Annotated in this window: 18 protein-coding genes; 15 read left to right on the forward strand and 3 right to left on the reverse strand. The window is 50.3% G+C overall.

What is annotated here, in order from left to right; genetic code table 11:
* Positions 1-62 precede the first annotated feature (62 nt).
* Both hslO and hslR read right to left on the reverse strand, forming a co-directional pair.
* Complete coding sequence (hslO, locus tag G441_RS0109915) at positions 63-953, reverse strand: Hsp33 family molecular chaperone HslO (protein ID WP_026376210.1); 891 nt, start codon at positions 951-953, stop codon at positions 63-65.
* Between the two features lie 11 nt (positions 954-964).
* On the reverse strand, positions 965-1,369 hold the full coding sequence (gene hslR / locus G441_RS0109920) for a ribosome-associated heat shock protein Hsp15 (RefSeq protein WP_026376211.1): 405 nt from the start codon (positions 1,367-1,369) through the stop codon (positions 965-967).
* A 113-nt stretch (positions 1,370-1,482) separates the two neighbouring features.
* Here hslR and gspC point away from each other — a divergent pair, with 113 nt between their 5' ends.
* Genes gspC through G441_RS0109985 form a run of 13 tightly spaced genes read left to right on the forward strand, consistent with a single transcriptional unit; the run spans position 1,483 to position 13,180 of the window.
* Positions 1,483-2,412, forward strand: coding sequence for a type II secretion system protein GspC (gene gspC, locus G441_RS0109925; RefSeq protein ID WP_026376212.1), 930 nt, complete (start codon positions 1,483-1,485; stop codon positions 2,410-2,412).
* A gap of 11 nt (positions 2,413-2,423) precedes the next feature.
* A complete protein-coding gene (gene gspD / locus G441_RS0109930; RefSeq protein WP_034474792.1) occupies positions 2,424-4,463 on the forward strand; it encodes a type II secretion system secretin GspD in 2,040 nt (679 codons plus the stop codon).
* A gap of 53 nt (positions 4,464-4,516) precedes the next feature.
* Positions 4,517-6,040 carry a type II secretion system ATPase GspE gene (gene gspE, locus G441_RS0109935; protein ID WP_276201944.1) on the forward strand — a complete coding sequence of 508 codons (1,524 nt, stop codon included), beginning with the start codon at positions 4,517-4,519 and terminating at the stop codon, positions 6,038-6,040.
* A 1-nt stretch (position 6,041) separates the two neighbouring features.
* A complete protein-coding gene (gene gspF, locus G441_RS0109940; RefSeq protein ID WP_026376215.1) occupies positions 6,042-7,256 on the forward strand; it encodes a type II secretion system inner membrane protein GspF in 1,215 nt (404 codons plus the stop codon).
* Positions 7,257-7,268: 12 nt separating this feature from the next.
* Positions 7,269-7,694 carry a type II secretion system major pseudopilin GspG gene (gene gspG / locus G441_RS0109945; RefSeq protein ID WP_026376216.1) on the forward strand — a complete coding sequence of 142 codons (426 nt, stop codon included), beginning with the start codon at positions 7,269-7,271 and terminating at the stop codon, positions 7,692-7,694.
* A 16-nt stretch (positions 7,695-7,710) separates the two neighbouring features.
* Complete coding sequence (gspH, locus tag G441_RS0109950; RefSeq protein ID WP_276201943.1) at positions 7,711-8,319, forward strand: type II secretion system minor pseudopilin GspH; 609 nt, start codon at positions 7,711-7,713, stop codon at positions 8,317-8,319.
* Positions 8,316-8,702 (forward strand): type II secretion system minor pseudopilin GspI, encoded by a 387-nt coding sequence (gspI, locus tag G441_RS0109955; protein WP_026376218.1) that lies wholly within the window; start codon positions 8,316-8,318, stop codon positions 8,700-8,702. Before gspH ends, gspI begins: the two co-directional genes overlap by 4 nt.
* Positions 8,699-9,322 (forward strand): type II secretion system minor pseudopilin GspJ, encoded by a 624-nt coding sequence (gene gspJ, locus G441_RS0109960; RefSeq protein WP_034474794.1) that lies wholly within the window; start codon positions 8,699-8,701, stop codon positions 9,320-9,322. Before gspI ends, gspJ begins: the two co-directional genes overlap by 4 nt.
* Positions 9,319-10,302, forward strand: coding sequence for a type II secretion system minor pseudopilin GspK (gspK, locus tag G441_RS0109965; RefSeq protein WP_338028393.1), 984 nt, complete (start codon positions 9,319-9,321; stop codon positions 10,300-10,302). The genes gspJ and gspK overlap by 4 nt, the downstream gene beginning before the upstream one ends.
* Complete coding sequence (gene gspL / locus G441_RS0109970; protein WP_026376221.1) at positions 10,303-11,499, forward strand: type II secretion system protein GspL; 1,197 nt, start codon at positions 10,303-10,305, stop codon at positions 11,497-11,499.
* A gap of 1 nt (position 11,500) precedes the next feature.
* Entirely contained in the window at positions 11,501-11,980 is a 480-nt protein-coding gene (gspM, locus tag G441_RS0109975) for a type II secretion system protein GspM (RefSeq protein WP_026376222.1), read from the forward strand.
* Positions 11,977-12,726 carry a type II secretion system protein N gene (locus G441_RS0109980; protein ID WP_026376223.1) on the forward strand — a complete coding sequence of 250 codons (750 nt, stop codon included), beginning with the start codon at positions 11,977-11,979 and terminating at the stop codon, positions 12,724-12,726. Before gspM ends, G441_RS0109980 begins: the two co-directional genes overlap by 4 nt.
* 43 nt (positions 12,727-12,769) lie before the next feature.
* Positions 12,770-13,180 carry a CBS domain-containing protein gene (locus G441_RS0109985; protein WP_338028394.1) on the forward strand — a complete coding sequence of 137 codons (411 nt, stop codon included), beginning with the start codon at positions 12,770-12,772 and terminating at the stop codon, positions 13,178-13,180.
* Here the strand turns inward: G441_RS0109985 and yrfG are convergent.
* Positions 13,177-13,866 (reverse strand): GMP/IMP nucleotidase, encoded by a 690-nt coding sequence (gene yrfG, locus G441_RS0109990; protein ID WP_026376225.1) that lies wholly within the window; start codon positions 13,864-13,866, stop codon positions 13,177-13,179. The genes G441_RS0109985 and yrfG overlap by 4 nt on opposite strands.
* 110 nt (positions 13,867-13,976) lie before the next feature.
* Here yrfG and nudE point away from each other — a divergent pair, with 110 nt between their 5' ends.
* Positions 13,977-14,549 (forward strand): ADP compounds hydrolase NudE, encoded by a 573-nt coding sequence (nudE, locus tag G441_RS0109995; protein WP_026376226.1) that lies wholly within the window; start codon positions 13,977-13,979, stop codon positions 14,547-14,549.
* A gap of 4 nt (positions 14,550-14,553) precedes the next feature.
* Positions 14,554-15,378, forward strand: coding sequence for a 3'(2'),5'-bisphosphate nucleotidase CysQ (gene cysQ, locus G441_RS0110000; RefSeq protein WP_026376227.1), 825 nt, complete (start codon positions 14,554-14,556; stop codon positions 15,376-15,378).
* Positions 15,379-15,382: the final 4 nt, after the last annotated feature.

Raw genomic sequence — 15,382 nt, forward strand, 5'->3', positions numbered from 1 at the left:
CTCCGCCAATGAATGGTTAATATTTTAGCCTTATCAGTAGGTTATCGAAACCTTACTATCGTTCACTGGAGTCGTGAAGAAGAGCTGTTGTGAGCATGTAAACTTTCAATATCGACCGCGTCAAATACATATTCACGATGACAATATTGACAATTCATACGAATTTCGCCGTCTTGTTCGAGCATAGACAACAATTCTTGTTTGTCGATGCCTGCCAAAGCGTTGGCGCTGCGTTCTTTGCTACAGCCACAGTTAAACGCAATCGGCTGTGGGGGATAGACTCTGACCTGTTCCTGGTGGTACAGACGATGCAAAATGTCATGGGCAGGCAACGCAAACAACTCACTGGGCTGAAGCGTGTCATTGAGGTGGCAAAAATGCTCAAACTCCGGCACATCGTCAACATGTGTAGCCGCACTGTTTTGTGGCAAAACTTGTAGCAGTGTGCCACCTGCTAGTTTCTGTTCAGTGTCGGCAAACAACCTGACCTGAGTCGCCAGTTGTTCGGACTGAATAAAATAATTTTCTATACAGGCTGCCAGTGATTCCTGTTCGAGCGCCACTACCCCCTGATATCGCTCACCTTTTCTGGGCGTGATGGTGATCACGAGCAAGCCTTTGGGTAACAGGTCGTTAAAAGTATCGGGCAAGGTTTCAAGGCTTTCATCATAGCGTGCAACGCCGCGCAGTTGCTGGGTATCTGTACCATTAATGACCGCATATTTTACCGGCCCTTCACTTTGCAGTTGCAGCGCGATATCTCCACTGAATTTTAGCGTCGCTGTCAGCAATGAACAGGCCGCCATCAACTCTCCAAGTAGGCGCTGGACCTGCTGTGGATAGGGGTAGGATTCGAGTATCGAACGATAGCTGTCTTGTAACCGGACAATTTCGCCTCTCACATTGGCCTGTTCAAAGGTGAAACGTATCAGGTGATCGAGTTCATTATTCATGGCTTTTCCTGCTATTGGTGCTTTATTCGCAACAATTCTCTTCGCTGCTTCTTATCAGGTTTATGTTCCGGTCTGGGACTATGAAATGCACTGAGCTTGCGCGCAGTCTGGTTACTCTCTCTCTGTGCCAGACTTTGCGCTGTCTCTTCATATAACTGTTGTGCGATTGGTGCACCCTGCCGCTGATCGCTAAGCGCTTTCACAATGACTTCTTTGACATCATACCCCTGTGGCACGCGCAACGTCGCACCCACCTCGACCAGTTTCCCAGGTTTACAGCGCTGTCCGTTCATACTGACTTTGCCAGCCTGAATGGCATTACGGGCCAAAGAACGCGTCTTGAAAAATCTCGCAGCCCATAGCCACTTATCCAAACGGACAGATAGCATTGAATTGTTTTCTTTTTGGTCAGTCATAGCTATTCATGTGTAATTATTTTGTTATCCACCGCGAATAGAGTTGTTAGCCCTTTTACGACTGGCTATGATGGTCAGGTTACAGCCAGTTCCTAATTTTATAATAAGACAGAATGACAGTCGGCAATTTTAACATCGAGCAAGTCGGTTTTTTCCTCTCACGACACCAGAAGCAAATCAACATGTTGATTGTTGCATTGCTGTGTCTGTACCTGATTGCGTTTGCCGCGGAAATGACCTGGAAAGTCATTCCGGCGCCCGATATTGCTGAGCAGTCTACAGTGAGCACCAGTGTGCCTCAGTCGAACCGAAGCGACAACGCGTCGTTAAACATCACAAAATTACAGCGACTTAACCTGTTTGGTGATGTAGTAGAGGCGCCACAGCAACAACAACAGGTGTCTGAAGCGCCAGAAACCAGACTCAACCTTACACTCACTGGCGTCGTGTCCTCCAGTCAAGCGGATATGGGGGCAGCCATTATAGAAAACAACAACAGGCAAAATACCTATGGGGTTGGTGATAAAATCGACGGCACCAATGCGACGCTTCAGGAAGTCTATGTTGACCGTGTGATCATCAAGAACGGCATCAATCGTGAGACGTTGATGTTAGACGGTCTTGACTACGATAAGCGCGCCACAGCAAGCGCTCGACCTGTGCCGGTCAGACCCGTGCCTGAACCTGAGCCTGACGAACCGGTCAGAAGATTGAGCGATGAAGCGGTAGAACTTACCCAAGAACTACGCAATCAACCTGGCAGCTTCACTGATTTCATTGCCATTTCGCCTTTCCGGCAAGATGGCCAACTGGAAGGCTACCGTGTCAGTCCAGGCAAAAACCCGGCGTTATTTGAGTCTGCCGGACTCAGTGCCGGTGACATCATTACCGAAATAAACGGGTTGGACTTAACCGATATAGAGCAGTCAATGGAAGCCATGGCGGCGCTGCGCGAAGCACAGTCACTGCAACTAACGGTTCGTAGAGGGGATGAGCTAATGACACTGTACTTAGACATTCCAACACCCGATCAGACATTTTAAAGGATAGGATTATGAGGCTTACCAGCCGGGACATTCTTAAAGGCTTGGGTATCACCCTTTTTACGCTGGCATTTTCTGCTTCCAGCTACCTGAGTGCGGCCGAGTATTCGCCCAACTTTAAAGATACCGATATTAATGAATTCATTAATATCGTCGGTAAAAATTTAAGACGAACCATTATTGTCGATCCCAATGTGCGTGGTAAAATTTCCGTACGCAGCTACGATCTGTTAAATGAAGAACAGTACTACCAATTTTTCCTGAACGTTTTGCAGGTTTACGACTTTGCCGTGGTTGAAATGCCCAGTGGTATTCTCAAAGTCGTACGTTCCAAAGACGCAAAAACATCAAACATTCCGGTAATCGAAGGCACCCCGTTTGACGGCGATGAGATGATCACTCGGGTCGTTCCCGTTTATAACGTGCCAGTGCGTGAACTTGCGCCTATTCTGCGCCAACTCAACGATCAGGCCGGCGGTGGTAACGTCGTCAGCCACGATGCCTCAAACGTGATGATGCTGACCGGTCGCGCGGCGGTGGTTAATCGGCTGGTCGAAATTATTGAGCGGGTTGACCGCGCGGGTGATGAAGAAGTCGAAATTGTTAAACTCAAATTCGCTTCAGCATCAGAAATGGTGCGTATCGTCGAAAGCATTAACAAATCTCAGGCCAATCAGAACAATGCCAAGGCGGCGCCAAGACTAGTGGCAGATGACCGCACAAACAGTGTCATTGTCAGCGGTGATATCAAAGCCAGACAGCGCATTATCAACCTGATTGAACGGATGGATCAGGAGCTGCAAACCAGCGGCAATACTCGTGTAATCTTCCTGAATTACGCTAAAGCCGAAGATTTGGTGCAGGTACTCAAGGGCGTCAGCGCCAGTATTCAGGCTGAAGAGCAGGGTACGGGTTCTAATCGACGTTCTACAGCGAATCGCGAAGTCAGTATTGATGCCCATGAAGATTCTAACTCGCTGGTGATCACCGCTGAGCCAGACATGATGCGCTCGCTTGAAGAGGTTATTCGTCAACTTGACGTGCGTCGTGCACAAGTGCAGGTTGAAGCGATTATTGTTGAAGTATTTGAGGGTGATGGCACCACATTTGGCGTGCAGTGGGGCTCAGAAGCGGGCGGCGGCACCCAGTTTACCAACGGCGTAGCACCAATTGGCGCTCTTGGTGTCGCGGCCTACCGTGCCAGTGACCGTGAAGTCACCCGCACCACCACTACTGCAAACGGACAGGTGGTTGAATCAACCGACACTATCGAAGGTGATGTAACCGCGCTGGCACAGTTACTTGGCGGTGCCAACGGACTCATCGCCGGTATTGTTGATGGCGGTTGGGGTGCGGTTGTGCAAGCAGTAAGCAACGACACCAACTCAAATATTCTTGCTACGCCACACCTTACAACCATGGATAACGAAGAAGCTTTCTTTATCGTCGGCCAGGAAGTGCCGATTATCACTGGCACAACAACTGGGTCAAACAACGCCAACCCCTTCCAGACAGTTGACCGTCAGGAAGTCGGTATCAAACTGAAAGTCACGCCGCAAATCAATGAAGGTGATGCGGTTCAGCTGCTAATTGAACAGGAAGTGTCCAGTGTCAGCGGTGCCACCGCGGTAGATATCTCGATTAACAAACGTGAAATCAAAACCACCGTTATTGTTGATGATGGCGGCACCATTGTACTGGGCGGCCTGATTGATGAAGATGTGCAGGAAAGCATTGCTAAAGTGCCGCTGCTCGGTGATATCCCGATTCTCGGCCACTTGTTTAAGACAACATCTTCGACAAAGCGCAAGCGCAATCTGATGGTCTTCATTCGCCCGGTGATTGTGCGTGACGGTGTGACCATGAACAAGATCAGCCATCGTAAGTATAACTTTATACGTGCACAGCAGCTTAACCGTCAGTCTGAGGGTATCCCCCTGATGCCGAATGCAGAAGGTCCTTCATTGCCGGAATGGAAAGACGAGCTGATTCTGCCTCCAAGTTTTGAAGAGTACCTTCAATCGAAAGATAAGAAGGAACAGGAACAGTGAGCATCGACTCAACCCCATCACATGATGTGACAGTGGATGACGAGGCCCAGGATATTTTAGAGGTCGCCGTGCCGGAGGAAGACTTGCATGCCGATGAGCATGACGGGCACAAGCAGTTGTCATTCAGCTTTGCCAAGCGACACCGGGTATTGCTAGATACCGGCATTGACCCTGTCACTCTCTATCACACAGATGAAACCAACTTCCCGGTTTTTGCAGAGGTCAGGCGCTTTCTTGGCCAGCCATTTGTGATGAAAGAGATCCATCAGGATGAGTTTGAACAGCTGTTGACCAAAGCCTTCCAACGCGACTCATCTGAAGCCAAGCAGCTGATGGAAGATCTGGGCAATGAGAGCGATCTGTTTTCCTTAGCGGAAGAGCTGCCCGATACCGAAGACTTGTTGGAAAGTGAAGATGATGCGCCCATCATCAAACTGATCAATGCGATGCTCAGTGAAGCCATTAAAGAAGGCGCGTCTGATATTCACATTGAAACCTTCGAAAATCAGCTGGTAGTGCGTTTTCGGGTTGATGGCGTGCTGCGTGAGATATTACGTCCAAACCGCAAACTGTCGTCTATGCTGGTATCCCGTATTAAGGTTATGGCAAAGCTGGATATCGCCGAAAAACGTGTACCCCAGGATGGCAGAATTACCTTGCGCATCGCTGGTCGCCCAGTTGATGTGCGCGTTTCTACCATGCCCTCCAGCCACGGCGAGCGTGTCGTACTGCGTTTGTTGGATAAAAATAATGCCCGCTTGAATCTGCAGGATTTGGGTATGACCGAGGCAAATCGTCATCACTTCTCAGGCTTGATCAGAAAGCCGCACGGTATCATTCTGGTAACGGGGCCAACGGGCTCTGGTAAAAGTACCACGCTATACGCGGGGTTGAGTGAAATTAACTCTAAAGATCGCAACATACTCACTGTTGAGGACCCCATTGAATTTGACTTGCCGGGGATTGGCCAAACCCAGGTTAATCCGCGGGTTGATATGACCTTTGCCAGAGGCTTGCGAGCCATCCTTCGTCAGGATCCGGATGTGGTGATGGTGGGTGAGATACGTGACCTCGAAACCGCACAAATCGCTGTGCAGGCCAGTTTAACTGGCCACCTGGTGTTGTCTACGCTACACACCAATACCGCTGCTGGTGCAATTACCCGTCTTGAAGACATGGGTATCGAGGCATTTCTGTTGTCTTCGAGCCTGCTGGCCGTGCTGTCACAGCGACTGGTAAGAACGCTTTGTGCTGACTGTAAAGAGCCTCACCTGCCTAACGAGCAGGAGGCAAACATTCTGGGGTTAACCGAGACTCAGGCCAGTAGCCATCAAATTTATTCTCCCAAAGGTTGTGCAGCGTGTAATCAAACCGGCTACCGGGGACGAACCGGCATACACGAACTGCTACTGGTTGATGAGCAGATCCGTGAAATGATGCATGCTGGCCACGGCGAGCAAGCGATTGAAAAGTATATCCGCAAGCATACTCCGAGCATTCGTGAAGATGGCTGTGCCAAGGTACTACTCGGCATCACCTCATTAGAGGAAGTACTAAGAGTCACCCGCGAGGACTAGTATGGGAGCGTTTGCATACAAAGCGCTGGACGCGCAGGGGCGTAATAAACGCGGCGTACTGGAAGGCGACAACGCCAGACAAATTCGTGCACAACTGCGCGAACAGAAACTGATCCCGCTCGAAGTTGAGCAGGTCGCCGAAAAAAATCGTAAGAGTGAAAGCTCGTTCTCACTGTTTAAACCGCGCATATCAGTTGCCGACCTGGCGTTGTTGACGCGACAGCTTGCGACACTGGTTGAGTCTGCACTTCCCATCGAAGAAGCGCTGTTAGCGGTAGCCGAACAGTCTGAGAAACCTCGTCAGAAAAATATGATGATGGCGGTGCGCAGTAAAGTCGTCGAAGGGCATGGTCTGGCCGAGGCCATGGCTGAATTCCCCAATGTCTTTGATCAACTTTACCGCGCCATGGTTGCAGCAGGAGAGAAGTCGGGCCACCTTGATACGGTACTCAATCGACTCGCCGATTATACTGAGCGTCGTCAACAGGTGAAAAGCCAAATCACCCAGGCGATGATTTATCCGGTCATCATGCTGGTCGTCGCGATTGGCATAGTCAGCCTGCTATTGACCTATGTGGTGCCACGAATCGTGGGTCAGTTTGACAATATGGGGCAGGAACTACCGGGTGTGACGCTGTTTTTGATTGCACTATCTGACGGCGCCAAAAACTACGGTTTATTTATCGTACTATTTCTGGTCTTGCTGTATGTCATCTACCGGCAGGCTATGAAAAATCAGGCTTTTCAGATGGCATCGCATCGCATCAGATTACGTATGCCGGTATTGGGCAAAGTATTGCGCAGTGTCAGCACATCACAATTTGCCAGCACGTTGAGTATTTTAACCGCCAGTGCGGTCCCAGTATTAGAGGGTATGCGCATTGCCGGACAGGTCCTTAGCAATGTCTATTTGCGAGAAATTATCACTGAGGCAGCTGGCAAAGTGCAAGGCGGCAGCAGCTTACGAGCGGCGTTGGAGCAAACAAAGGTGTTTCCACCGATGATGATGCATATGATCGCATCGGGCGAAAAAAGTGGTGAACTTCAGGATATGCTGGCGCGCGCGGCTACTAACCAGGAGCGCGAGCTGGAAGCGCAGGTTAATATTGCGCTAGCGATAATGGGACCGGTACTTATTTTGGCAATGGCAGGCATCGTATTTTTCATTGTCATCGCGATCCTGCTACCGATTATCTCCCTTAATAATATGATTTAGAGGACGCAGTAAATGAAACAACAGGGCTTTAGTTTGATTGAAGTAATGGTGGTGATCCTGATCATCGGCATTATGACGGCTATCGTTGCGCCAAATATTCTTGGTAACCAGGAAGAGGCGCAGCTCAAAAAGGCAGCGGTGGATATTCAGCAGCTCGAGAGCGCACTGGAAATGTATAAATTGCGCAATAATGTTTTCCCCACAACTGAACAAGGGCTGGACGCACTGGTCACTGCACCGACAATTGAGCCTATCCCCAGAAACTACCCGGAAGATGGCTTTATCCGTCGTCTGCCTGACGATCCTTGGGGCAACCCTTACCAGTTACTCAGTCCAGGTGAACTGGGCCGTATTGATATCTTCTCCAACGGTCCTGACGGTCAGCCGGGTACCGACGACGATATCGGTAATTGGAACATCAACGATTTCTTGAATTAACACAGGAATCTCTGTCTTGATCGCCAGGCGCGCCGGTTTCACCTTGCTGGAAATTATGATCGTGCTGCTGTTTATCGGCCTGGCGGCCAGCTATGTAGCATTCAATGCTTTCGGTGTCAGTCAGGTTGACCAACTCGAGAAAGAAGCGCGGCGCTTCCAGGTCGTATTTGATATGGCCAGCGATTTTGCGATTCTGAATCAGCGCGAGTTGGGTATCCGCGTAGATAAAGAGGAAAATCAATACGTCTTCCTATACCTCGACGACGAGCAGGAATGGCAGGTATTAGAGGATCAGGCTTTTTTTGAATCATATGTTTTGCCCGAGCCCTTCACGCTCGACTTAACGCTGGACGACCTGCCCTGGCAGGAGGACGACTCATTGTTCGACCGAGAACTGTTTGATGAGGAACTGTCGGTTTCCGATGCCGATGTGCGTATCGGCGAAGATGAGCCTCCACCACCAGAGCCGCCACAAATCTTTATCTTATCCAGCGGCGATATCACGCCATTTAGTATGATTTTCAAATACGAGCCGGAGTTCAGTGATGATGAGCCTGCCTACTTCAGGATCAATGGCATCGACACGCCCCCACTAGAGCGGCAGGGACCGCTGGACCGGTTATGAAGCAGACGGGTCTGACACTTATAGAAGTGATGGTGGCACTATTCATTTTCGCCGTGACCGGCAGTGCCGTGATGAAAGCCGCTGGCGATCATCTTAATAGTGTCAGTCAAATTGAACAGATTACCTTTGCTACCTGGGTGGCAAATAATCGATTGGCTGACATGACGCTAGAAGATACCTGGCCACCACGTAACAACCAGCGTGGCAGTGAGGAAATGGCTGGACAAACCTGGTATTGGCAGCAAAAGGTGTTAAAAACCAATGATGACGATTTGCGTGCTGTTGAAGTCTCAGTAGGATTGGACCGCGATTATGCGGACACGGTCACAACGGTCACGACCTACGTCGCCAAGCCGACGGAACGCAAGGGGTTAAGCGAATGATCCCTACAGCTTCAAAAGGCTTCACCTTACTTGAAATTCTGATATCCATGGCGATTTTCACCATCATCGGTATCGCCTCAACGGCGCTGTTGTCCACCGTTATTGACAGCGATGAATTGTCGGCAGATCGGTTCGAAAAACTGACCACATTACAGAGAGCCATGACGCTGATGGAGCGCGACTTTCTGCAAGCACTGCCCCGTCCGGTGCGAGTTCAGGGTGAACTTAATGAAGTGGTATTCAGAGGTGGGCGTGATCAGTTTGAAAGTGAGACTGACGGTGTCGGTTTCGTACGAGGCGGCTGGCATAACCCGCAGTTGATGCTGCCACGTTCTACCTTGCAAGGTGTGGCCTACCGACTCAACGAACAAAAGCTGGAACGGATGTATGGTAACTATCTGGACAACGTCATTGGCTTTGAGCCCAAAATAAAAGTCATCCTTGAGGGGGTCACCGACTTTCAGGTTGAATTTTTAAGTGCCGCTGATGAAGAGTTTGATGAAGACAACTGGCAGGAAACCTATCAGGGCACGCAGTTACCTAAAGCCGTGGCCGTCACCATCACGACCGAGGAATTTGGCACCATCACCCGGCGTTTTGTGTTGGGGACGCAGCAATGATGAAGCGTCAGCGAGGGGTTGCACTGCTCATTATTCTTTTGATTGTGGCCTTGGTCAGTGTATTGGCGACAGATATGGGGGCGCGTTTACAGCTGCAGATCGCTCGCGTGACGAATATCAAAGATGCTAATCAGGCTTATTGGTACGCGATGGGCGCGGAACATTTTGCGCGCAAGTCCATTCAGCAGGTAATGGAACTGGACAATGGCGTGGTAAGCCTCAGCCAGCCCTGGGCACAGGAAATTGCCTATCCGCTAGAAGGCGGTGGCATCGAGGCTGAGTTAAAAGATTTACAAAGCTGTTTTAATATCAATGCCCTGCAAGATAACCGTGAACCCGGCGCCAGTGGCGATGAGGCGGAAAACGAAGCGATTCAGGCCTTTCATTTGTTATTACAAAGACTACCTGCGAATATCCCTTCGTTCGAGGCCGATACGTTCCGAGATTCAGTCGCAGACTGGCTGGACAATGATGGCAACCTGCGGCCTTATGGTGCTGAAGATAGTGACTACGAGTCGCTGGAGCACCCGTATCTGGCAGCGAACGCACTGATGGTAAACAAGACCGAATTACGCATGGTCAATGGTGCAAACATGGAATGGTTACCCGCGCTACTGCCGGTAGTATGTGCGATTCCGAGCACTACCGAGCTGCAAATTAACATTAATACTCTGACTGAAGATACGGCTGCGGTGCTGGCTGCTGTGACAGGTTTATCCCTCGAAGATGCGAAAAATCAGATAAGAAGCAGACCAGTGGATGGTTACGATGATATAGCTGACTTTTACGCTCAGCCAGAGATCCAGGCGCTGCAGTTGAGCGATACCCGCCGTAATTGGCTGGTGACCAGCACAGAGCATTTTATTTTAACCACAAAGACCCGTTACAATAACGCATCGTTTGTTATGTCGTCTGTCTTCAAAGTCGGTGAAGACAATCAGGTTTCAGTGATCCGGCGCGAGTTTGGAGGAGTGTACTAAATGGAACAGTTAGTTGTTCGGCTTGGCGCTGATCGACAGGATCCGGTGTACTGGATTGTCTGGTCCAGTACAGAGCAAGAAATTATAGCATCTGGTCAGCTGCCTGACGCCGGTCATCTGGATACGTTGTCGGAACGAGCAGGGCAGCGACCCGTCACCGCACTTGTCAGCGGCAGTGAGGTGCTGCTGAAGCGCGTCACCATGCCAGCCAGAGGGGGTCGTAAGGCGATTGCCGCCATTCCTTATATGCTTGAAGACGAACTTACCGGTGATATTAACGACCAGTTTTTTGCATTGGGTAACAAACAGGGTCAGCAACAGGATGTCGCCGTGGTCAGACGGGAGCAAATGCAGCGCTGGAAAGCGATGCTCGATGATGCAGGACTTTACTGTGGTGCGATGTTGCCTGATGTACTTGCATTGCCGGAACATGAAGGGCAATGGACCATCCTCAATCTTGACCAGCAGCTACTGGTACGGCAGGACAGCTGGCAAGGCATGCAGGGCGAAATGCAGTGGATGCTAGATGCCATCAGCTATTATGCAAAGCGACAGGAAGAGCCCCTAAAGATTGCCAGTTACTGTGATCATGACCTGCCGACATTGGCCAATACTGACATTACTCAGCCAGTACAGGACATGCCGATGAAAGTGCTGGTGCAACATGCCCTGGCGACACCGTTTAATCTGCTGCAGGGCGATTTCAAAGTTAAAAAACGACGCACCAACAATGCGCTGTCGCAGTGGCGCCTGGCAGCTATCCTGGCGACCGTCGCGCTACTAAGTACCTTTGTTGATAAGGGCATTGAATTACAGTCTCTGAGCAGTAAGAAAGATGACTTAACCGCACAGATTAACACCGAAGTTGAGCGTGGTTTCCCCAACCTGGGCCCATATCGAGACTTGCGGCGCAAACTCAATGAGGAAATGCGCAGTCTTGAACAGGGTGGCAGCGGCGTATCTATGCTGGTGATGTTGTCTCAGTTGGCAGATGCATTTGCCAGCAGCAAAGTGAAACCGCAAACACTGCGGTTTGATAAAACGCGTGCAGAACTGCGAATGCAGGCGCAAGCGTCAAATTATGAGGCGCTGGAACGCTTTAAACGCGAGGCGGAAAGCCGTGGGTTTACTGTTGAACAGGGTGCCATCAACAACACTGACAACCAGGTGGTTGGCTCATTGGCGATAAGGAGTTAGGGTGGATAAGCTAATAGCCAAGTTTCAGGCGTTGACTGAGCGTGAGCAGCGACTGGTGATTGCCGCTGCCGCCGCCATCATTGTCGGCATCATCTATTTCGGTATGTGGTCACCGCTTTCCAGTGCCGTCGAGCAAAATCGTCGTGCCGTAGAATCCCAGCAATCGTTGCTGGACTGGGTGCAAACCCAGACCAACAAAGCAATGCAGCTCAGAGGCTCTGGTGCCCAGTCCCGCTCCTTCTCCGGCTCATTACCACAAGCCGTAAACCAGACCAGTGCCCGTCATAGCATCAGCATTTCACGAATGCAGCCGCAGGGTGAAGAGCTTCAGGTTTGGGTCGACCAGGCCCCGTTTAACGATGTGTTGGCCTGGCTACAGGCATTGGAAAGACGCGGCGTGATTATCTTACAGGCTGACTTTGCCGAAGCAGACGCGCCTGGCTTGATTCGTATACGTCGATTGCAGTTAGGTAAGCCATGAGTCGAGTGGTCTGGATTGCGCTGGGTTGCCTGGCGTATGTCATATTTTTGCTGGCAAACCTTCCCGCCTCTCAGGTGATAGGTCGTCTTTCACTACCTCAGGATATTTCCTTTACTGGCATCAATGGCACCATCTGGGATGGGCGTATCGACAGCGCAGTAGTGCAGGGCATACCGATTAAAAATGCCAAATGGCAACTGGATGCATTACCGCTACTGTGGGGCAGCATCAGTATACACCTAGACGTCGGCAACCACCGTGAGGCCGATGATATTTCCGCCTTTGGTCCGCTGACAATCAGCGCTCTCAATACAGATAACATCAGTGCAGAGAATTTGCATGTGTATGTCCCGGTTGAAATGCTAATAGCCCGTCTACCTCTCCCTCTGCCAGTCAGAGCCAGTGGAAGATTACACGTCAATCTTACTGAGCTAGAGATTGACGGCCAATGCCAAACAGTGATTGGCAGCGGTAGCTGGTTAAATGCTCAGGTCAGTGGTACGCAGGGAATGATCGACTTCGGTCAATATAACGCACAGCTGGACTGCGAAAGTGGTGCATTCGTGGTGATGCTTGATGGCAATAACCGTCTTGCGCTTGAAGCCCGAGCAGTCGTCAGTGATATTAACAACATCAGCGTGTCAGGGCGTTTTAAGCCGGACCCTCAATTCCCGCAGGAAGTGCATCAGGCAGCAACATTTTTTGGACAGACTGATGCAGATGGGTACTACACTGTAAAGTTGTAACCGTATAAATGGGTAAAAGTGCAGGATGAGCATAGAGCGTATAATGAGCAAACGCGTGGTCACTGTGCCAATGGATTGCACCCTCGCCAGTATCAAAGACATTTTTGAGCACACGCGTTTCCATCATCTTCTGGTGACCAGCGAAAAAAAACTAATGGGCGTGGTGTCTGACCGCGACCTACTCAAGCACTTAAGCCCCTTTATTGATACGCCAGTTGAGCGACAACGAGACCTATCCACACTGCAAAAGCGCGCCCATCAGGTCATGACGCGAGACGTTATCTCTCTGCCTCCCAATGCGGGGATCATAGATGCCATAAAGCTATTTAATCGCCATACTCTTTCATGTCTGCCGATTGTTGATGTGCATAACCATCCCGTAGGCATTGTGACATGGAGAGATATTCTGCAATACGCAGAGCAGATGGTAGAGGAGCGAAAAGCGCCTGACTAGCGACGCACAGAAGGAAGTTGCGAGCGTATTTCGTTGACCAACGGGCGATAGTCGTCAACCGCGGGGAACGCGTCAATTTCTCGATGAGCCTGCTTACTGTCCGGATTTTTTACCGCCAACACATACTTAATGCCAAAGGTCTGCGCGGCCTCTAGTATCGCCAGGCTATCGTCAACGAATAACGTATGGTCTGGGTCGAAGCCAAGACGCTGTTGCAGTTGCTGCCATAGCGCCTGAGATTCTTTGGTTACACCGAACTCATGGGTTGAGATGAGTGTATCAATATGCGCATCCAACTGAGTATGCTCAATCTTCAGCGACAAACTGTTAGGGTGAGCATTGGTGACCAGTACTACCTCACGCCCTGAGTCGTGCAGTGCATCAAGAAACGGCAACGTGTCGGGCCGCATAGAGATAAGATGTTCAATCTCACGCTTAGCCTGCATGATGTCGATGTCCAGTTTGTCTGCCCAATAATCAAGACAGTACCATTCCAGTGTTCCCATCACGCGCTGATATTCTGCCCCCATCATTTGTTTGGCTGCCGCAATACTGATCCCTTCTTTCTCAGCCAGCTTAACCGGCAGGTGTTCTAGCCAGAAGTGATTGTCGAAGTGCAGATCAAGCAGCGTTCCATCCATATCCAGCAGGACGGTATGGATATCGGACCATGGGAAAATTGGCAATGTACTATCCTTAGGTTAAAGTATTGAACCAGACCGATTCATTCAACGTTTCAATGTCATGAATCGCGTCAGATGATTACCTGACGGGCGTAGTTTATCGTGATGGGCCAATGAGTAAAATAGATCAACACAAACCCTTACCGCAGATCCATCAGCGAGAAATCGTTGCTAGGAGTGGTTTGTTTCGGGTCGAACGAGTTGACCTTGAGTTCTCTAACGGCGCGACACGTCAGTTTGAAAGAATGGCCGGCACTGGGCGTGGTGCAGTAATGATTGTGCCACTGCTTGACAACGAGACCATGCTGCTGGTTAGAGAATATGCTGCCGGCACCCACTCTTATCAACTTGGTTTTCCTAAAGGCCTCATTGACCCTGGAGAAAACCCATTACAAGCGGCTAATCGAGAGCTTCAGGAAGAAGTGGGTTATGCTGCAAACAACCTTACCGAAATACATCAGGTAAATATGGCGCCGACATTTTTTAATGCGCGGATGAACATTGTGCTGGCCACCGACTTGTACGAACAACGACTTGAAGGCGACGAGCCCGAGCCGCTTGATGTTATTCCCTGGCCATTGCAAGACATTGACGGCCTGCTGGCACGTGATGATTTCATTGAGGCGCGCTGCATTGCGGCACTGTTTCTAGTGCACAAGTGGCTGACAGAGAGGGAGAGCGCTTAACACTATGCCCGACGACGACCTACCCCAACTGCTGTCTATCGCCAAACAGGCAGCCCGAGACGCTGGCGACGTGATCCTTGATATCTACGATAAGGGCGACTACACCAGCCACCAGAAAGCCGATGACTCACCCGTTACCTCGGCTGACTTTAAAGCCAACGAAATCATTACCAATATTTTGCGCCAGCGCACTCCCAGCATTCCCATCATGTCGGAAGAATCTCGACATGCTGCACTATCAGAGAGACAGCATTGGCAGCGCTATTGGTTAATTGATCCTATTGACGGCACCCAGGAATTCATTGCCAGAAGCGGGGATTTTGCCGTCAATATTGCATTGATTGCTGATAATGAGCCCGTAATCGGCGTCATTTACTGGCCGCCCGGAGAGTCCCTTTACTACGCCAGCAAGGGCCAGGGAGCTTACAAAGAGTGTCCTTTAGGTAAAGTACAGCTGCACGTTAACGAGCTTGATGACCCGGCCACAAGTGCAGTAATGGTAGCGGTCAGTCGTCGCCAGTCGCGCGACAAGGTCATGTCCAAGATGAACCCCTCGCGCACTTATCAAACATTGCCTTTGGGCAGCTGTTCTCTGAAAGCCTGTTACATTGCCGAAGGAAAAGCGGACGTGTTTTTGCGTATTGGTGTTACCGGAGAATGGGATACAGGCGCTTCGCAATGCATCGTGAGTGAGGCTGGCGGCAGCGTATTAGCAGCCGATTTTAAACCCTTAACCTACAATCGCCGTAGCACTCTGGACAACCCGGATTTTGTGGTTCTCGGAGACCAGCGGGTTGACTGGCAAAGTATTGTTAAATATCAAAGCTGAGGAA

This window comes from Aestuariibacter salexigens DSM 15300 (genome assembly GCF_000429145.1).
GTDB lineage: Bacteria > Pseudomonadota > Gammaproteobacteria > Enterobacterales > Alteromonadaceae > Aestuariibacter > Aestuariibacter salexigens.